The organism is Streptomyces sp. NPDC051104 (genome assembly GCF_040682835.1).
GTDB lineage: Bacteria > Actinomycetota > Actinomycetes > Streptomycetales > Streptomycetaceae > Streptomyces > Streptomyces cynarae.
This window is the reverse complement of the sequence record NZ_JBFBBS010000015.1, coordinates 75,309-93,629: the sequence shown is the minus strand read 5'-3', so window position 1 is coordinate 93,629 and position 18,321 is coordinate 75,309. Positions and strand designations below refer to the sequence as shown.

Genomic DNA, 18,321 nt, shown 5'->3' with positions numbered 1-18,321 from the left:
AGCGATCCGCAGCGATTAGTTCCGCGTTCCACCCAAGTCATCCCTCACAGCAGAGCTTCCGGCCGTCAACGAGGACGAGCCGTCACGTACCGTCACCGTTTTCCTCTACGACGTCCCGGAGTGGGTACCCCCATGTCTCAAGCAGCCTCAACGGCCCCCGGCGTCCCTGACGCCAACCGCTGGAGGGCGCTCGTCTTCATCGCGCTCGCCCAACTGATGGTCGTCCTCGACGCCACCATCGTGAACATCGCCCTCCCGTCCGCCCAGCAGGACCTCGGGATATCCGACGGCAACCGGCAGTGGGTCGTCACCGCCTACGCCCTCGCCTTCGGCGGTCTCCTTCTCTTCGGCGGCCGGATCGCCGACCTGTGGGGCCGCAAGCGCGCCTTCGTCGTCGGACTCACCGGCTTCGCCGCGGCCTCCGCGCTGGGCGGTGCGGCGACCACCGGCGCCATGATGTTCGGCGCCCGTGCCCTGCAGGGCGTCTTCGGCGCGCTGCTCGCTCCCGCCGCGCTGTCCCTGCTCGCGGTGATGTTCACCGACGCCAAGGAGCGCGCCAAGGCCTTCGGCATCTACGGCGCGATCGCCGGTGGCGGCGGCGCCGTCGGCTTCATCCTCGGCGGCGTGCTCACCGAGTACCTGGACTGGCGCTGGACGTTCTTCGTGAACATCCCCTTCGCCGTGATCGCCGCGCTCGGCGCGTACTTCGTCATCCGTGAGCCGGAGGGCGGCCGCAACCGCAATCCGCTCGACATCCCCGGTGTCCTGCTGTCCACCGCCGGCCTGGTCTCCCTCGTCTACGGCTTCACCCGCGCCGAGTCCGACGGCTGGGGTGACACCACGACCGTCTCCCTGTTCGTCGCGTCGGCCGTCCTCCTGCTGGCCTTCGTCGCCACCGAGGCCAAGGTCAAGGCCCCGCTGTTGCCCTTGCGCGTGGTCACCGACCGCAACCGCGGCGGCATCTACCTCTCGCTCGGCATCGCGATCATCGCGATGTTCGGCACGTTCCTCTTCCTGACCTACTACCTGCAGGTCATCAAGGGCTACTCGCCGATCAGGACCGGCTTCGCCTTCCTGCCGATGATCGCGGGCATGATGGTCGGCTCGACGCAGATCGGCACCCGGCTGATGACCCGCGTCCCGGCGCGGGCGCTGATGGGCCCCGGCTTCCTGGTCGCCGCATCGGGCATGCTGCTGCTGACGCGGCTGGAGATCGGCTCGTCGTATGCCTCGACCGTGCTGCCGGCGATGCTGCTGCTCGGTCTCGGCATGGGTACGGCGTTCATGCCGGCCATGTCCCTGGCCACCCTGGGCGTCGAGCCCCGGGACGCCGGTGTCGCGTCCGCGATGGTCAACACCTCGCAGCAGGTGGGCGGCGCCATCGGTACGGCCCTGCTGAACACGATCGCCGCCTCCGCGACGACGTCGTACATCAGGGACCACATCGCCTCCGCGACCTCCAAGTCGCAGGCGCAGCTGGTCCAGATGCAGGGCGCGGTGCACGGCTACACCAACGCGATCTGGTTCGCCGTCGGCATGCTGGTGCTGGCCGCCGCGGTCGTGGTGACCTTCGTCAACGCCGGCCGCCCCGGCTCCGCCCCGGTGGCGTCCGGCTCCGGCGAGGCCACCGAGGAGGAGCTGCAGGTCCCGGTCGTCGCCCACTGAGGCACGTGGGCAGGGGTACCCGTAGAGCACCGAGCCCGTCGGTAGGGACGAGGAAGGGGACGTCTCGTCCGTACGCCTGAAGGGGGTCCGCCCCGGCTCCGCCGATCCGGTGGGGCCGGGGCGGACCCGTGTCCGGTGCGGGCGGGGCGGTCCCGTGTCCGGTGCGGGCTGAGGCGGACCGTCTGCGCGCGTCCGCCCGGCGGCTCAGCGGAGCCAGGGCAGGTCCGCGCTCGCGTCCTTGGGCTGCAGTCCCTCGGCGATGATCGACATGATCTCGCCGAGGGACTTCTGCTGCTCGGGGGTGAGCCGGTCGAACAGGGCCTGGCGCACGGCCGCCACATGACCGGGCGCGGTGCGCTCCAGCACCTCGTACCCCTCGTCCGTGAGGACCGCGAGCTGCCCGCGCTTGTCGGAGGGACACTCCTCGCGCCGCACCCAGCCGCTCTTCTCCAGGCGCGCGACGGCGTGCGAGAGCCGGGAGCGCGTGATCTTCGCCCGCATGGCCAGCTCGGTCATCCGCAGCCGCCGCCGCGGCGCCTCGGCGAGCTGGACGAGCAGTCCGTAGTAGACGTGCGGCATGCCCGCGTCGCGCTGCAACTGGCGGTCGAGGTGGTCCTCGAGAAGGGTGACGGCGTGCATGTACGCACGCCAGATGCGCTGTTCCTCGTCGGTGAGCCAGCGGGTGTCCTCAGCGGGTGCCGTCTTCATGACTCCACTGTACGAGGCACCTTCTTGAAATTTAAACAAGTGCGGCGTAACCTCATCGGCGAGAGAGCTTGAGCTTTCAAGCAGTCGCGTCTTCAGGGGCACGCCGCACCGTTGCCGCACGAAGGGAGCCGCCGCCATGTCCGCCGCAGTCGAGGAGCGCACCGCGCCCCAGCGCATGCCCGCCCTCTACCTGAGCCACGGTGCGCCCCCGCTGGCCGACGACCCGATCTGGCCCGGCCAGCTCGCCGCCTGGTCCGCCGACCTGCCGCGCCCCAAGGCGATCCTGATGGTCTCCGCCCACTGGGAGGAGGCCCCGCTCGCCCTCGGCGCGACGCGCACCGTTCCGCTGGTCTACGACTTCTGGGGCTTCCCCGAGCACTACTACCGGGTGCGGTACGAGGCCCCGGGCGCCCCGCAGCTCGCCGACGCCGTCCGCAAGCTGCTGCGAGCCCCCGGCACCCCCGTCCAGGACATACCGGACCGCGGCCTGGACCACGGCGCGTACGTCCCGCTCGTCGAGATGTTCCCCGAGGCCGACATCCCGGTCCTGCAGGTCTCCATGCCGACCCTGGACCCGGTGAGGCTGATGGAGATCGGCCGCAAGCTGGCCCCGCTGCGCGACCAGGGCGTCCTGATCGTCGGCTCCGGCTTCTTCACCCACAACCTGGCCGCCCTGCGGCACGCGGGCGGGGGAGTGCCCACCTGGTCCTCGGAGTTCGACGACTGGGGGCGCCGCGCCCTGGAGACGCGCGACTGGGACGCCCTGCTGGACTTCCTGAACAAGGCCCCGGCCGGCCGCTACGCGCACCCGCGCACCGAGCACTTCGCCCCGCTGTTCGTGACGATGGGCGCGGCGGAGGCCGGCGGTGAGCTCGACGCCCAGAAGTCCGTGATCGACGGCTTCTGGATGGGAATGGCGAAGCGGTCGGTGCAGTTCGGATGACGGCGGCGGGACGCTAGACGCCCTGCCGGAGGCCCTGCTGGAGGTCCTTCTCGTACCAGGCCACGTCCCAGTACCGCCCGAACTTGCGGGCCACCTCCCGGTAGGTGCCGACATGGCGGAAACCGAAGCGTTCGTGCAGGCGCACGGACGCTTCGTTGGGCTGGGCGATGCCCGCGTACGCGCGGTGCAGGTCCTCGCCTCCAGGGCTTCGAAGAGGGCCCTGTAGAAGTGCCCGCCGACACCACGGCCGGTCGCGTGCGGGGCGAGGTAGATCGTGACCTCCACCGAGGTCGAGTACGCCGGCTTCGGGCGGAAGGCGCTGGATGTGGCGTACCCCAGGATCTGCTGTGACTCGGCGTCCGCGGCAACCATCAGCCGGTGCGGCCCGTCTTCGGGGTGGGAGAGCAGCCAGGGGCGGCGCTCCTCCGCCGTGAAGGCCGTGGTGTCGAATGTGATCGGCGTCTCACGCACGTAGTGGTTGTAGATGTCCGTGAGAGCTTCGAGGTCGCTCTCGGCTCCCGGCCTGACCTGTACGTGGCTACGCTCTGCCATTGCCCCGCCTCCCAGTGTGGCGGGACAGGGTACTGCATGATCAGAAAAAATGAGGGGCGGGTTGGGAATTCTGTCCGGATTCCAGTCGTTGTTTCCTTCGGATGCCGGGCACCCGGAAGGGTGGCCGAATCGTTACCAGACCATCCGCTAGCCCACCATCGCAAGGGAGCACGCATGGCAACCCGTGCCGTCGCCCGTCGCCAGGCCGCCGAGGGCGAAACCATCGACGCCGCGGCAAGCAGTGTTCGCGCCCAGAGCGGAGACATCGCCGACCGCGACCTGGTCGGCATGTACCTCGACGAGATCGCGCGTACGCCCCTGCTCGACGCCGCCAAGGAGGTCGAGCTCTCACAGATCATAGAGGCGGGCGTGTTCGCACGGCAGATCCTCGACGGGGAGGAGGAGGCCAAGGCGGATGCCACCCGTGAGGAGCTCGAGGCCCTGGTCGCCGAGGGGGAGCGGGCCAAGGACGTCTTCATCCGCTCCAACCTCCGACTGGTCGTCGCCGTCGCGCGCCGCTATCCGCGCAGCGGCCTGCCGCTGCTCGACCTGATCCAGGAGGGGAACGCGGGCCTGGTGCGCGCCGTCGAGAAGTTCGACTACCGCAAGGGCTTCAAGTTCTCCACCTACGCCACCTGGTGGATCCGCCAGGCGATCACGCGATCGATAGCCGACCAGTCGCGGACCATCCGGCTGCCCGTCCACCTGGTCGAGGAGCTGGGCCGCATCCGCCGCGTCCAGCGCGAGTTCAACCGTGAGAACGGCCGGGACCCCGAGCCCGCCGAGATCGCGGCCGAGCTGGACTCCTCGGCGGAGCGCATCAGCGACGTCCTCGACTGGGCGCGTGACCCCGTCTCCCTGAACATGTCGGTGGACGACGAGGGCGAGACCCAGTTCGGCGACCTGCTCGAGGACACCTCCGCGGTGTCGCCGGAGCAGTCGGTGCTCACGCTGCTGCGCAGCGAGGAGCTGGACGACCTGATCGGCCGGCTCGACGACCGCACCGCCTCGATCATCAAGATGCGGTACGGCATCGAGGACGGCCGGGAGCGCACGCTGACGGAGGTCGGCAAGGAGCACGGCCTGACGCGTGAGCGCATCCGCCAGATCGAGAAGCACGCCCTGCTGGAGCTGAAGAAGCTGGCCCGCCAGACCGGCTTCGACGCGGCGGCGTAACGACGGTGCAGTCGCCCCGCATCGAACACGCGGGTCCGGGGCACAAGACCTCCGGGCCCCAGCACAAGACCTCCGGGTCCCGCGACCCGCACGGTCCGTACAGCCACAGAGCCGAGTCCCGACGCACTCCCCCCGGCGCCGGGACTCTCCCCGGGCCGGGCCCCGGCGCCGCTCCCCCCTGGCGCCGGGGCCCGGCTCTTTCGTATGTCCGGCCACGGCAGGGGCACGTCGGCGGGCCGCCCCGGACCTGAACCCCGGGGCGGCCCGGATGGCAGATTGTGTCACAGCGGCATAACCTGCCGTACGTGAGCAGTACCGCACATGGCGCGTCCCTGACCGAGCGGCGCAAGGCGGCGACCCGTATGGAGATCGCCCGGGCCGCCGCGGGACTGTTCATGGCGAACGGCCTGCGTGCCACCCGCGCCGAGGACATCGCCCGCGCGGCCGGGATCGCCCCGCGCACCTTCTACCGCTACTTCGCGACCAAGGAGGAAGCGCTCGCGCCGCTCTTCACCGCGGGCGCCCACCGGTGGACCGACGCCGTCCGAGACACCCCCGCCGGCCTCACCGTCGCCGAGGCCCTGCGTCACGCGGTGCGGCACACCCTCATCCCCGGCACCGGTGTGTCCGCCACGTCGCTGGAGTGGGTCCGCACCCTGCTGCGCCTCACCGAGTCCCACCCCGCGCTCACCAAGGTGTGGGCGGAGATCTGCCAGGCGGCCGAGCGGGAGTTGGCGGAGGTGCTCGTGGCACGGGCGGGTGGCGGGACGCCGGGTCAGGTCACCCCGTCCCTCCGGTTCGCCGCCGCCGTCGCCGGTGCGGCCGTCCGCGTGGCGGTGGAGAGCTGGGCCGCGGGCGACGCACCGGCCGGCGGCCCGGGCGGGCCCGCCGCACTCGCCGTACGCAACCTGGACGCCCTGCGGGACTTCCCGTGGACAGCGGCCGAGCCGGACTCCCCGTGAGAGAGCGGCCCAGCCGCGGCCTCACCCGGTCGCCCGGCTCAGCCGCGGCCTCACCCCGCCGCCCGGCTCAGCCGCGCTCCCAGGTCCCGTACCGAAGCGACGAGGTCGGCCGGACGGTGCACCGTGAACTCGCAGTCCACCAGCGCGAGCCGTACTGCCAGCCACTCCACCGAGTCGCTCGCCACACCCCGCAGTCGGCAACTGTGCTCGTCGAGCGGCTCGGGGGCGCCGACCCACCGGGGTACGCGTGCCGCGACGAAGTCGGCGGGGGCGGCGAAGGTCGCCTCGAACTCGTAGGTCTCCTGCCGCCGGTACACCGACTGCCGCAGATACTCGGCCGCGCTCCCGTTCGGCAGCTCCCGCGGCGCGAACCGGGCACCCGTCGCGAACGGCTCGGTGACCCGGTCGACCCGGAACGTACGCCAGTCCTCGCGCTCGAGGTCGTAGGCGACGAGGTACCAGCGGCGCCCCGTCGACACCAGCCGGTACGGCTCCGCCAGGCGCCGCGACGGTGTGCCGTCCCCGGAGCGGTACGCGAACCGCAGCCGCTCCCGGCCCGCGATCGCCGAGGCCATCACGGTCAGCGTCTCCGGCGCGATGCTCGCCCCGTCGCCGCTGGCCAGGGCGGTGGTGGCGGCCTGGAGCGTGGTGACGCGGTGGCGCAGCCGACTCGGCAGCACCTGCTCCAGCTTGGCCAGGGCCCGTACCGAGGCCTCCTCCACGCCCTCGACGGCGTGCCCGGCGCCCGCCCGCAGCCCGACCGCGATGGCCACGGCCTCTTCGTCGTCCAGAACCAGCGGTGGCATCGCCTTCCCGGCGACCAGTCGGTAACCGCCGTCGGCACCCTTGCTGGCCTCCACGGGGTAGCCCAGCTCGCGCAGCCGGTCGATGTCCCGCCGCACGGTGCGCCGGGACACCCCGAGCCGCTCGGCGAGCTCGCCGCCGGGCCACTCGCGCGGTGTCTGCAGGAGGGACAGCAACTGGAGGAGCCGGGCCGGAGTGTCGGTTGTCATGTGTCGAGGATGCCGGAGAAGTAGGACGTGATCTGACCTAATGGGCTCTTAGTTTCGGGGCATGACCTCCACCGAGACACTCGGCGGCCGCACGGCCGCCGCGGGCGACCGCCGACGCTGGTTCGCGCTCGCGATCGTGATGACCGCGGCCTTCATGGACCTCGTCGACGTCACGATCGTCAACATCGCCATCCCGTCGATCCAGCGGGACGCGGGCGCCTCGTTCAGCCAGATCCAGTGGATCACCGCCGGTTACGCCCTCGCCTTCGCCGCGGGACTCATCACCGGCGGTCGGCTCGGCGACATCCACGGCCGCAAACGCCTCTTCCTGATCGGCATCGGCGGCTTCACGCTCGCCTCGGCGCTGTGCGGCTTCGCCGCGAACCCGGAGATGCTCGTCGCCTCCCGGATCCTGCAGGGCGCGATGGCCGCGATGATGGTGCCGCAGGTGCTGTCGATCGTGCACGCCACCTTCCCGGCACACGAGCGGGGCAAGGTCTTCGGCCTGTTCGGCGCGATCGTCGGGCTGGGTGCCGTCTCCGGGCCGCTCCTCGGCGCGCTGCTCACCGAGTGGAACCTGTTCGGGCTTCAGTGGCGGCCCATCTTCCTGATCAACCTGCCGGTCGGCGTCGCCGCGTACCTCCTGGGCCGGCGCTTCATCACCGAGTCCAAGGCGCCGAGGGCCCTGCGCCTCGACCTCGTCGGCGTCGCCCTGGTCACGCTGGGCCTGCTGATGCTGCTCTACCCGCTCACTCGTGGCCGGGAGCTGGGCTGGCCGCTTTGGGGGTACGCGTCGATGGCGGGCGCGCTCGTCGTCTTCGGGGCGCTGGTGGCGTACGAGAAGCGCAAGACCGCGCGTGACGGTTCCCCGCTGGTCGAACTGTCCCTGTTCCGGGTGAAGAGCTTCTCGGCGGGCATCGCGGTGCAGACGGTGTTCGGTGTCGGGCTCGGCATCTTCTTCCTGGTCTGGACGCTGTACATGCAGGTCGGCCTCGGCTGGAGCGCGTTGCGGGCCGGACTGACGGGCGTACCGTTCTCGATCGCGGTCTCCACCGCGGCCGGGATGTCGGTGCAGAAGCTGGTCCCGCGCTTCGGCCGCAAGGTGCTGCAGGCGGGCGCGCTGGTGATGACGGCGGGCGTGCTCCTCTACATGGCGGAGGCCCACCGGTACGGCCAGTCGATCGCCTCCTGGCAGATGGCGCTGCCGCTGGTGGTCATGGGCGTGGGCATGGGCCTGATCGTCGCCCCGCTGACGGACGCGATCCTGTCCGAGGTGCCCCGCGAGCACTCCGGATCGGCGTCCGGCCTGATCAACACGGTGCAGCAGATGGGCAACGCGCTCGGCCTCGGGCTCGTGTCGGTGGTCTTCTTCGGCGAGATCGGCGACCGGTTGCCCCCCGCACAGGTGGGCCCGGCCTTCGTGCACGCCTTCCAACACGCGCTCGGTTGGGTGGCGGCGGTGATGCTGGTGATCTTCCTGCTGATGTCCGCGCTGCCCAAGCGGCCGGCGCAGCATGTCGAGGGCGATGCCGCGGGGCGCTCCGACAGTGGCGCGCGGAACGGCGCGAGCAACCACACACAACCCGCAGACGGCGCACAACCCGTCGGGGCAGCGCGGTAGCCGAACCGCCACGCCGGCGCAGCACACCGCGCCCGTTCGTGTCCGTTCTGTAGCCGCAACCTGTTTACTTTCCGGAAATTCGGACGTAGCCTCCGACCTGAAACCACACGTTCGGGCATGGTCGGAGGTGAACAGACATGTACGCGCCGGAGCGACAGCAGGAGATCCTCCGGCTCGCCCGTGACGGCGGCCGGGTCGATGTCGTCTCGCTGGCCGAGGAGTTCCAGGTCACGGCCGAGACGATCCGCCGCGACCTGAAGGCCCTCGACCGCGCGGGCCTCCTGCGCCGGGTGCACGGCGGTGCCATCCCCGCCGGGCGCCTCGACTTCGAGCCGGACCTCGCCGAACGGGAGTCCACCGCGGCCGACGAGAAGGACCGGATTGCCAAGGCGGCCCTCGCCGAGCTGCCGAGTGGGGGCACGACGATCCTCGACGCCGGTTCGACGGTCGCCCGGCTGGCGGGGGCGATCCCGCTGGACGCGCAGCTCACCGTCGTCACGCACAGCCTGCCCACTGCGGCGCGCCTCGCGGACCACCCCGGCATCCAGCTCCATCTGGTCGGCGGGCGCGTCCGGCACCGTACGCGCGCCGCGGTGGACGCCTGGGCGCTGCGGGCCTACGGAGAGATCCGCGCCGACGTCGTGTTCATCGCGGCCAACGGCTTCTCCGCCGACCACGGACTGACCACGCCCGACCTCGCCGAGGCCGCCGTCAAGCGTGCGGCGATCCGCGCCGCGCGCCGGGTGGTGCTGCTCGCCGACTCCTCCAAGCACGGCCAGGAGCACTTCGCCCGTTTCGGCAACATCGGTGATGTGGACCTGCTGATCACCGACAGCGGGCTGAGCCCCGAGGACGCCACCGCGATCGAGCGCGGCGGCACGGAAGTAGTGCGCGCATGATTCTCACCGTCACCCCGAACCCCTCCCTCGACCGCACGTACGAGGTCCCGTCCCTGGACCGCGGCGAGGTCATCCGGGCCACCGGCGAACAGGTGGACCCGGGCGGCAAGGGCGTGAACGTCTCGCGCGCGGTCGCCGCGGCCGGGCAGCGCACGATCGCCGTCCTGCCCCTCGGTGGTGCCCCGGGCGCGCTCGTCGCCGACCTGCTGCACGCCCAGGGCATCGACGCCGCACCGGTCCCGATCGCCGGAGCCACCCGCTCCAACATCGCGGTCGCCGAACCCGACGGCACCCTCACCAAGATCAACGCGCCCGGTCCGGAGCTGTCCCCCGCCGAGGCCGAACTCCTCCTGGAGACGGTCCGCGCGCAGTACCAGGCGGCCGACACCACCTGGATCACCTGCTGCGGCAGCCTCCCGCGCGGCCTCGCCCCGTCCTGGTACGCCGACCTGGTGGCCCGTGCCCACGCCGCGGGCGCCCGGATCGCGCTCGACACCTCCGGTCCCGCGCTCCTCGAAGCACTGCGCGAGCGCCCCGACGTCGTGAAGCCGAACGCCGAGGAACTCGCGCAGGCCGTCGGGCGCCCCCTCGTCACGGTGGGCGATGCGGCCAAGGCGGCCGAGGAGCTGCGCGCGATGGGCGCGGGCGCCGTGCTCGCGAGCCTCGGCGCGGACGGACAACTGCTGGTCAACGCCGCCGGCACATGGTTCGGTAGCGCCCGCGTCGATGCCGTACGCTCCAACGTCGGGGCCGGCGACTCCTCACTCGCCGGTTTCCTGATCGCGGGCGGCAGCGGCCCGGAGGCCCTGGCCTCTGCCGTCGCTCATGGCGCCGCGGCGGTCCAGCTGCCCGGCAGCGTGATGCCGACCCCCGCCGACCTCGACCTCTCCGCCGTCACCGTCACGTCGGACGTACCCGTGGACCGCGTGTTGACGGAGCCCGCCTCATGAGCGCGCAGCCGACGCGGCGGAGGGCGGCCGCGCCCGCCGCAGCCATCCGGAGGCGGGGTTTCCCCGGCCCTGCCGCCCCAGAAGCCCCCTTCCTCCCCGTAGCACCTCACCTCACCCCCGTCCCCACCACCGCCCACCACAACCCCCGGGCGATACGCGTGCGAAGGAGCCCGCGATGAGCGAGATGATCACCGCGGACCTGGTCGACCTCGACCTGTCCGCCGACACCAAGGAAGCGGCGGCCCGTGCCCTCGCCGAGCGGATGGTGGCCCAGGGCCGGGTGACCGACCTGGAGGGCTTCCTCGCCGACGTGGCGGCCCGCGAGGCGCAGATGCCGACCGGCCTCGACGGCGGCATCGGCATACCGCACTGCCGCAGCGAGCACGTCACCGAGCCGACCCTCGCCTTCGGGCGCAGCGGTCGGGGCGTCGACTTCGGTGCCGCGGACGGCCCGGCCGACCTGATCTTCCTGATCGCCGCCCCGGCGGGCGCGGACGACGCGCACCTGACGATCCTGTCCTCACTGGCCCGCCAGCTGATGAACACCGAGTTCACCTCCGCGCTGCGGTCCGTGAAGGACGCGGCGGCCGCGGCCGCGCTCATCCGCGGCGACGAGGCTCCGGCGGCGGCCGAGGCCCCGGCGGCGGCCGAGGAGCCCGTCACCTCCGCCGTCTCCTCGGAGGCGGCCGGTGAGGAGGCGGACGGGCGCCCGTTCCGTATCGTCGCCGTCACCTCCTGCCCGACCGGTATCGCCCACACCTACATGGCCGCCGAGTCGCTGGAGAACGCAGGCCGCGAGGCGGGTGTCGAACTCGTCGTCGAGACGCAGGGCTCGGCCGGCTTCACCCGGCTCGACCCGGCCGTCATCACGGCGGCGGACGCGGTGATCTTCGCCCATGACGTCCCCGTACGGGAGAAGGACCGCTTCGCCGGCAAGCCGACCGTCGACGTCGGCGTGAAGGCGGGCATCAACCGGCCCGCCGAGCTGATCGCAGAGGTGCGCGCGAAGGCCGAGCGCGGCGAGGTGACCGCTCCGGCCTCGGGCGGTACGCCCGTGGAGCGCGCCGGTGAGTCCGGCGAGGGGTACGGCACCAAGCTGCGCAAGTGGCTGATGTCCGGCGTGAGCTACATGGTCCCGTTCGTCGCCGCGGGAGGTCTGCTCATCGCCCTGGGCTTCGCGATCGGCGGCTACAAGATCAACAAGGCGCCTTCGGTCATGGACCACTTCGTGTGGTCCCAGGGCGACAGCTGGGCCGCGCTGCTCTTCCAGATCGGCGTGGTGTCCTTCGGCTTCCTCGTCCCGGTCCTGGCCGGCTACATCGCCTACGGCATGGCGGACCGTCCCGGTCTCGTGCCCGGCTTCGTCGGCGGCTCGATCGCCCTCACCATCAACGCGGGCTTCCTCGGCGGCCTGGTCGCCGGTCTCCTCGCCGGTGGCGTGGTGATGGGGATTCAGAAGGTCAAGATCCCGCCGGCGCTGCGCGGCATCATGCCGGTGGTGGTGATCCCGCTGATCTCCTCGGCGATCGTCGGGTTCCTGATGTTCGTCGTGATCGGCAAGCCCATCGCCTCCGCGCAGAAGGGCATGACCGACTGGCTGAACAGCCTGTCCGGCACCAACGCCATCCTGCTCGGCGCCCTGCTCGGCCTGATGATGTGCTTCGACCTCGGCGGCCCGGTCAACAAGGTCGCGTACACCTTCGCCACCGCCGGTATCGCGGTCTCCAACCCGAGCGACTCCGCGATGAAGATCATGGCCGCGGTGATGGCCGCCGGTATGGTCCCGCCGCTGGCGATGGCGCTGGCCACCACCGTGCGCGGCAGGCTCTTCACGCACACCGAGCGCGAGAACGGCAAGGCCGCCTGGGTGCTCGGCGCCTCCTTCATCTCCGAGGGCGCGATCCCGTTCGCGGCGGCCGACCCGCTGCGCGTCATCCCCTCGTCCATGGTCGGCGGCGCCATCACCGGCGCCCTGTCGATGGGCTTCGGCGCCACGCTGCGCGCCCCGCACGGCGGCATCTTCGTGGTCCCGCTGATCGGCAACCCGTTCCTCTACCTGGTCGCCCTCGTCGCCGGCGTGTGCGTGTCCACGGCTCTGGTGGTGATCCTGAAGGGCATGCGCAAGCAGAGCCCCGAGGGCTCCGCGAAGGAGGCCGCGGGAGCGTCGGTATCGGCCCGTGACTCCAAGCAGCCCGTCGCCGCCTGATCCGGCGGTAGTGACAACGCGGTTGGGCCGCGCCCCTCAACAGGGGCGCGGCCCAACCGCGTTTGTGGCGCACTTACCTCGTCCTTTGCCCGTCTTCGCCTCGACTCGCCGTAGACGTCGCACTCATCACAGTGGTCGCACCTGCGAGATTGGTCACGGTCCGGTGCTGGAAGCCCGGTTGGTGGTGTCTACTGGAGGCATGCCCGCGCACGAGTCGATCCCTCTGGTGGTCTCCGTGGTCGTCGCCGCCGTAGCGACCGGCCTCTGGGTGATCGGCCTGTTCCAAATGCACCGCCAGTACCGCAAGGGCGTGACCCGGGGCGGAACCCTTCGCGGCGTTCCCCGGCAGCGATGGACGGCCCCCCACTGGGACTCGGTCCACCTCACCCCTGCCGAACGGGACGCCTTCGCCAACCTGGTACGGCGCTTCCGTGACGGCCGCTCCCAGGGGCACTCCGGAAGCTAGTGCCGCAACAGACCACCAACTAGACGGTGTCCGCCGGCTGGCCCAGCGTCGCCGCGCGGCGCTCCATCGCCTCCCGGGCCGTCTCCTCGGTCGCGTACACCTCGCACATGTGCCGGCCGTCCGGTGTCGCCGTGTGCTCGACCTCCCACAGGGACAGCTCCCTGCCGTCCCGCAGCAGGAACGCGTGCTCGTACAGCGAGAAGCACAGCGCCGCCCCCGCCCGGCCGGCCCGGGGCGGCCGTCCGAACGCCTGCGTGATCTCGTGTGCGAAGGCCGAGTCGAGCAGTAACGTCGACAGGTCCGCGCCCGGCCGGTCCGGGTTCTCCGCCCGGCGCAGCAGCCGGCGCGCGTGGTCCGCCGAGTCGTCGGGTACATACGCGTGACGGGGCTCGGGGACCGGAGACAGCTGCGCCGGCACCGGCAGTTCGAAGTCCGGTGTGTCCGACGGCAGCGGGAGCCGGGCCGTGGCGGTGCGCAGCTCCTCCGCGTCCACATACACCTCGTGCTCGAGATGGCCGCCCGGCGCCGTGTTGTGGACGAGCTCCCACAGGGTGACCGCCGTGCCGTCCGCGAGCAGCCAGGTGTGCCGGTAGGTCTCCCGGTGCAGCCCCGCGCTGTGGTGCGCGGAGTGCAGTGAACTGTCGTACGCCAGCGCGCAGTCCAGGTGCCCGATCGTCTCGTCGGGCAGCTCGAAGGAGTTCAGGGCGCGGCCGAGGAGTCGCGCGAGGTGCTGCTCAGGGGACTCCGGCGACTCGGCCGGCTCGTACGCTGCCGTCTCGTACGGAACGCTCAAGGTTTCTCCCGGCGTTGCTGCATGTCACCTTGTGGGTGCATACCGTAGCCCCTTGCTCGGACATCGTGCCTGAGAACCGGGAAAACCCGCGGTGGGAAAACGGACGGGCCGCACGGCGGGTTCCCGCGTCCTGATCCTCTGTCATATGCCTCTTGAGGAACGGCAGCTCACGGGGGCCGTCGGGCGGCCGGTCACACCATGCTTCCCGCGGTCCACTCGCTCCACGGCATGTTCCAGCCGCTGAGCCCGTTGTCCGGTGCGACCGTCGTGTCGGGGGAGTTCTCGACGATCACGACGTCACCGATGAGCGAGTTGTCGTAGAACCACTTGGCGATCGTGTTCCCCTGCGCGCCCTGCACGTCCTGCATGCCGACGCAGCCGTGGCTGGTGCCCTCACGACCGAAGGGCGGATTGCCCTGATTGTACCAGTAATTGCCGTGGATGAAGGTCCCGGAGGTCGTCAGCCGCATCGCGTGCGGCACGTCCGGGATGTTGTACTCGCCACCGAGGCCGACCGTCTGGCTGTTCATGCGCGTCTGCGGGAACTTCTCCGAGATCACCATCCGCCCGTTGTACGTCGTGTGCTGCGGGCTGCCGGTCGACACCGGAATCGTCCTGATGGTCCTGCCGTCCCGAACGACCGTCATGGTCTGGGTCTTCGCGTCGACCGTGGAGACCTGGGAGCGTCCGATGGTGAACGTGACGGTCTTCTTCTGCACACCGCGGACGCCGTTCGCGCCCTCCACACCGTCCAGGTCGATCTTCAGGGTGACCTTCGAGCCGGCCTTCCAGTAGTCCTCGGGCCGGAAGTCCAGGCGCTGCGCACCGAACCAGTGCCCCACCACCTGCCGGCCGCTGCTGGACGTCACCGTGATGTGCGACTGCACGGCCTTCCTGTCGGTGATCGCCTTGTCGAACGTGAAGGACACCGGCATACCGACCCCGACCGTCGCCCCGTCGTCGGGCGTGTACGTGCCGATGAAGCTGCCCGCCTGAGTGACCGTGGTGAAGATGGAGTTGGCGGCGGCGACCCGGTTGTCGGTGTCCTTGGCGGTGGCCGAGATCTGGTACTTCGTCCCGCGGTCCAGCTGCTCCTTCGGCTTCCAGGTCGTCCCGTCCGCGGAGATCTCCCCCGGCACCGCCGTGCCGGTTCCCGCCGCCGTCATCTTCACCTGGGTCAGCTTCCCGTCGCTGACCTTCACTCCGGTGGTGTTGATCGACGCGCCGGTCGAACCGTCCTTGGCGGAGATGGTGATCTTGGCGGCGGACACCTTGGAGTCCTTGCCGCCCTTGTCGTTGTCGGCGGTGGCGCTGCCGCCGCAGGCGGTGAGGGTCAGGGCGCCGACCATCAGGGCGGCACAGGCCCCCAGTGCGCGCCGCGCTCGCATGTCCGGCGTTGTCACAGGCTTCTCCAGGTCGTCGGGGTGTGCGTTCGGTTGCGTGATCCGCTCGAGTACGTGGAGAGAGAGCGAACGCCGCGCTGGAGGGTTCCCGTCCGCCACGCCGCACGCCCTTACGTGACAGAACCGGGACAATCGCCCACCACCCCGGGGCCTTTCGGCCTCTCATGCCCTTCCGTCACAGCGCCTCCGCCGCGCCGTACAACTCCCCGTACGACGGCCACGCCCCGCCCGGCCCGTCCACCGGCTCGGCGGCGCGTACCGCCCGCACGATCGCGCGCGTCACGAGGTCCGCGCCCGCCGCCAGCACCTCGTTGAGCGCGAGGGGGTCCGCGGCGGCGAGCGGACGGGCGCCGGTCGCCAGCGTGAACACCGTGTCCCCGTCGTGCAGCAGGTGCGCCGGCCGCACGGCGCGCGCCAGACCGTCGTGCGCCACGCCCGCGAGCTTCTGCGCCTGCGCCTTGGTGAGGTCGGCGTCTGTCGCGACCACGGCGAGGGTGGTGTTCAGCGGCGGGCGCGGGAGGCGCGCGGCGGATTCGGAGAGCCGTCGCCGCGCGGCCTCGTGCACCTCCCGCGCCGGACGGCCGACCCGGCCCTGGACCAACTCCCCGTACAGCGCGCCCGTCTCCGGATCCATCGCCGAGCCCACCGCGTTGCACACCACCAGGGCGCCGACCGTGATCCCTGAGTCCAGCACGGTGCTCGCGGTGCCGACACCGCCCTTGAGCCGTCCGACCGTCGCGCCGGTGCCCGCGCCCACACAGCCCTCCGCCACGGGCGCGCCCGGCTCGCTCGCGGCCGCCGCCTCGACCGCGGCCCGGCCCATGGCCGCGTCCGGGCGGGCCCTGAAGTCACCGCCACGCCCCAGGTCGAAGACGCAGGCGGCCGGCACGACCGGCACCACGTGGGACGGATCGGGGCCCACCCGCACCCCGCGGCCGTGCTCCTCCAGCCAGGCCATGACGCCCGACGCCGCGTCGAGCCCGTAGGCGCTGCCCCCGGTCAGGACGACCGCCTCGACCTTCTGCACCAGGTTGCGTGGATCGAGCGCATCGGTCTCCTTCGTGCCGGGCCCGCCCCCGCGCACGTCGACCGCCGCGACCGCACCGCCCTCCGGGGCTAGGACGACCGTGGTGCCGGTGAGCCAGCCGTCCCCGATCCGTGTGGCGTGACCCACGCGCAGACCGGCGACATCTGTCAGAGCGTCACGTGTCATGGACCCATGATCCTTCGCCGCACTCCGGTCGTGACACCGCGCCGCAGAAATCCGCCCCGTCGGTGCCACCCGGTGGCGAGCGCCCCTTCCTGCGAAGCCGCGACGCCGCGTCTTGATGCAGCGGAGACGTACGCTGGGGTTATGAGCGCCACCCCGACGTCCAGCCCAGACCGCGAACCGCGGGATGCGAAGCCCGAGCCCAAGGACGCCCTGGTCTTCGACGACCCGCTGAGCACGCAGTCGTCGGACGACACGGACCTGGGATGGGGCGAGCGGCCCCGCCCCAGCGGTGACAGCGCTGCCGATCTGGCGCGGTTCCTGGACGAGAAGCCGCCCCACCACCTGTGAGCCCGCCCCACCACCTGTGAGCTCGCCCCACCATCTGTGAGAGCCGTCACAGGGCCCGTTGTCGGCCCTGCCCTGCGTCCTGTGGTCGTCTTGGAGTGTGTCAGGCGTCGGTCCGGTTCGGGCTGCGCTGCGCGACGAGGGCGTCGCGGATCTCCTCCAGCACCTCCAGTTCGGTCACCTCGGACACGTCCTTGGTGCCGTGCTTGGCCTTGCGGCGGGCCTCCTGCCGGGCCAGCAACTTGGACATGGGCAGGACCATCAGGAAGTAGACGACGGCGGCGGTGATCACGAAGTTGAGCGTGGCGCCGAGGACCGAGCCCCAGAATATGTGGACGCCCGTCGCGTTGGCGCCGGTGCCCGTGCAGGGTTCCTTGATGCAGGAGCTGTAGCTGTCCAGGCTCTTGGTGCCGAGCGCCCCCACGACCGGGCTGATGACCCCCTTCACCACGGAGTTCACGATGTTGGTGAAGGCGGCGCCGATGACCACCGCGACCGCCAGGTCGACGACGTTTCCACGCATCAGGAAGGCCTTGAAGCCCTGCAGGACGCCCGGCATTTTGATCTCGCTCACCACTGGGACCCTTCTCTACTGCACACGCTTCGGAACGAACAGCTCCGCAACCTACGGCAGGGCGTACCACGGCTGTCCAACCGCATGCCGTGAGGAAGGGGACCGGGCTCAGCACAGCGCGACCGCCAGCAGTGTGAAACAGGGCCGGGCTCAGCACAGCGTCACCGCCAGTCGGGAGGTGGCGCCGGCGCCGGCCAGGCGCGCGGCTGTGGGGCGCGGCACGGACAGCACCAGCAGCGCGCCGTTCTCCGTCGGATCGACATCGGGCACCCGCGACACCCGGGCCCCGGCCGCGACGACCCTGGCCTGGCCGCCGCCGTCGGCCGCGATCACGTCGACGCGGTCGCCGGGCCGCAACAGCCGCACGGTCGCCGCGTCCGCGATCCGCACCGGCGCCGTCACCGTCTCCACCGGGCGCGGCTCCCGTACGGCCGCCGCGGTCGGGCGGCCCCCGGTGTCCGGATGTCCGCGTGCGCCCTCGGACCGGCCGGGCCCCGCCGCGACGAGCGCGGCAGCGGTGACGGCCAGTCCCGCGGCCACAGCCCGCCTCCGGCACCGCAGCACCCGCCTCAACCGCTGCCGCCCTCCTCGCACCCGTACGGGAGCGAAGTGGGGCACGGCACAGGTGGGAGGCGTGTCGGAACGGGGGGAGAGGCCGGCGGGCGGGTACGTGGGCGCGGGGACCGCCGCGTAGGGCTGAGGGGCGGAGGGGGAGATGCGGGGCATGCTGGTCACCACCTGCGTCGTGAGTGATCGGGTCGCGATCCACGATGACGCTTCGCGGTGGAGGCCGTGGACGCCTGTGGGTTACTCCGCGGTTGTGGACAACTCG

At 71.5% G+C, this 18,321-nt stretch carries 17 protein-coding genes and 1 pseudogene; 10 read left to right on the top strand and 8 right to left on the bottom strand.

Annotated features, from left to right (window positions below; genetic code table 11):
* The first annotated feature begins 132 nt into the window (after positions 1 to 132).
* Entirely contained in the window at positions 133 to 1,665 is a 1,533-nt protein-coding gene (locus AB0N14_RS21860) for an MFS transporter (RefSeq protein WP_366027362.1), read from the top strand.
* Positions 1,666 to 1,869: 204 nt separating this feature from the next.
* Here AB0N14_RS21860 and AB0N14_RS21855 read toward each other — a convergent pair whose 3' ends face one another.
* Entirely contained in the window at positions 1,870 to 2,373 is a 504-nt protein-coding gene (locus AB0N14_RS21855) for a MarR family transcriptional regulator (protein ID WP_366027361.1), read from the bottom strand.
* Positions 2,374 to 2,509: 136 nt separating this feature from the next.
* Here AB0N14_RS21855 and AB0N14_RS21850 point away from each other — a divergent pair, with 136 nt between their 5' ends.
* Positions 2,510 to 3,316: a class III extradiol ring-cleavage dioxygenase gene (locus tag AB0N14_RS21850; RefSeq protein ID WP_366027360.1), complete on the top strand. Its 807-nt coding sequence runs from the start codon at positions 2,510 to 2,512 to the stop codon at positions 3,314 to 3,316.
* A 13-nt stretch (positions 3,317 to 3,329) separates the two neighbouring features.
* Here AB0N14_RS21850 and AB0N14_RS21845 read toward each other — a convergent pair.
* Positions 3,330 to 3,868: pseudogene (locus tag AB0N14_RS21845) on the bottom strand (N-acetyltransferase family protein).
* A 174-nt stretch (positions 3,869 to 4,042) separates the two neighbouring features.
* On the opposite strand from AB0N14_RS21845, the gene AB0N14_RS21840 reads away from it, so the two are divergent.
* Both AB0N14_RS21840 and AB0N14_RS21835 read left to right on the top strand, forming a co-directional pair.
* Entirely contained in the window at positions 4,043 to 5,044 is a 1,002-nt protein-coding gene (locus AB0N14_RS21840; protein WP_366027359.1) for a sigma-70 family RNA polymerase sigma factor, read from the top strand.
* 362 nt (positions 5,045 to 5,406) lie between these two features.
* Entirely contained in the window at positions 5,407 to 6,006 is a 600-nt protein-coding gene (locus tag AB0N14_RS21835; RefSeq protein ID WP_366027415.1) for a TetR family transcriptional regulator, read from the top strand.
* A 50-nt stretch (positions 6,007 to 6,056) separates the two neighbouring features.
* Here AB0N14_RS21835 and AB0N14_RS21830 read toward each other — a convergent pair whose 3' ends face one another.
* Positions 6,057 to 7,019, bottom strand: a complete 963-nt coding sequence (locus AB0N14_RS21830; RefSeq protein WP_366027358.1) for a YafY family protein — start codon at positions 7,017 to 7,019, stop codon at positions 6,057 to 6,059.
* Between the two features lie 61 nt (positions 7,020 to 7,080).
* Between AB0N14_RS21830 and AB0N14_RS21825 the strand changes: the two genes are divergently transcribed.
* The 5 genes from AB0N14_RS21825 to AB0N14_RS21805 all read left to right on the top strand — a co-directional run bounded on the left by AB0N14_RS21825 (position 7,081) and on the right by AB0N14_RS21805 (position 13,161).
* On the top strand, positions 7,081 to 8,640 hold the full coding sequence (locus AB0N14_RS21825) for an MFS transporter (RefSeq protein ID WP_366027357.1): 1,560 nt from the start codon (positions 7,081 to 7,083) through the stop codon (positions 8,638 to 8,640).
* A gap of 137 nt (positions 8,641 to 8,777) precedes the next feature.
* On the top strand, positions 8,778 to 9,539 hold the full coding sequence (locus AB0N14_RS21820) for a DeoR/GlpR family DNA-binding transcription regulator (RefSeq protein ID WP_366027356.1): 762 nt from the start codon (positions 8,778 to 8,780) through the stop codon (positions 9,537 to 9,539).
* On the top strand, positions 9,536 to 10,489 hold the full coding sequence (pfkB, locus tag AB0N14_RS21815) for a 1-phosphofructokinase (RefSeq protein WP_366027354.1): 954 nt from the start codon (positions 9,536 to 9,538) through the stop codon (positions 10,487 to 10,489). Before AB0N14_RS21820 ends, pfkB begins: the two co-directional genes overlap by 4 nt.
* A 175-nt stretch (positions 10,490 to 10,664) precedes the next feature.
* Positions 10,665 to 12,695, top strand: coding sequence for a fructose-specific PTS transporter subunit EIIC (locus AB0N14_RS21810; protein ID WP_366027353.1), 2,031 nt, complete (start codon positions 10,665 to 10,667; stop codon positions 12,693 to 12,695).
* 199 nt (positions 12,696 to 12,894) lie between these two features.
* Positions 12,895 to 13,161, top strand: a complete 267-nt coding sequence (locus tag AB0N14_RS21805) for a hypothetical protein (RefSeq protein WP_366027352.1) — start codon at positions 12,895 to 12,897, stop codon at positions 13,159 to 13,161.
* A 19-nt stretch (positions 13,162 to 13,180) separates the two neighbouring features.
* On the opposite strand, the gene AB0N14_RS21800 is transcribed toward AB0N14_RS21805, so the two are convergent.
* From AB0N14_RS21800 to AB0N14_RS21790, 3 genes are all read right to left on the bottom strand, one after another.
* Positions 13,181 to 13,954: a DUF6227 family protein gene (locus tag AB0N14_RS21800; RefSeq protein WP_366027351.1), complete on the bottom strand. Its 774-nt coding sequence runs from the start codon at positions 13,952 to 13,954 to the stop codon at positions 13,181 to 13,183.
* 191 nt (positions 13,955 to 14,145) lie between these two features.
* The gene (locus tag AB0N14_RS21795; RefSeq protein ID WP_366027350.1) at positions 14,146 to 15,357 is read right to left on the bottom strand and encodes an Ig-like domain-containing protein; all 1,212 of its coding nucleotides are present in this window, start codon (positions 15,355 to 15,357) and stop codon (positions 14,146 to 14,148) included.
* A gap of 175 nt (positions 15,358 to 15,532) precedes the next feature.
* A complete protein-coding gene (locus AB0N14_RS21790) occupies positions 15,533 to 16,570 on the bottom strand; it encodes a P1 family peptidase (protein WP_366027349.1) in 1,038 nt (345 codons plus the stop codon).
* Positions 16,571 to 16,711: 141 nt separating this feature from the next.
* Here AB0N14_RS21790 and AB0N14_RS21785 point away from each other — a divergent pair, with 141 nt between their 5' ends.
* Complete coding sequence (locus tag AB0N14_RS21785; RefSeq protein WP_366027348.1) at positions 16,712 to 16,918, top strand: hypothetical protein; 207 nt, start codon at positions 16,712 to 16,714, stop codon at positions 16,916 to 16,918.
* A gap of 100 nt (positions 16,919 to 17,018) precedes the next feature.
* On the opposite strand, the gene mscL is transcribed toward AB0N14_RS21785, so the two are convergent.
* Together mscL and AB0N14_RS21775 are read right to left on the bottom strand one after the other, a co-directional pair.
* Positions 17,019 to 17,489: a large conductance mechanosensitive channel protein MscL gene (mscL, locus tag AB0N14_RS21780; protein ID WP_366027347.1), complete on the bottom strand. Its 471-nt coding sequence runs from the start codon at positions 17,487 to 17,489 to the stop codon at positions 17,019 to 17,021.
* Positions 17,490 to 17,639: 150 nt separating this feature from the next.
* A complete protein-coding gene (locus AB0N14_RS21775) occupies positions 17,640 to 18,215 on the bottom strand; it encodes a hypothetical protein (protein ID WP_366027346.1) in 576 nt (191 codons plus the stop codon).
* Positions 18,216 to 18,321: the final 106 nt, after the last annotated feature.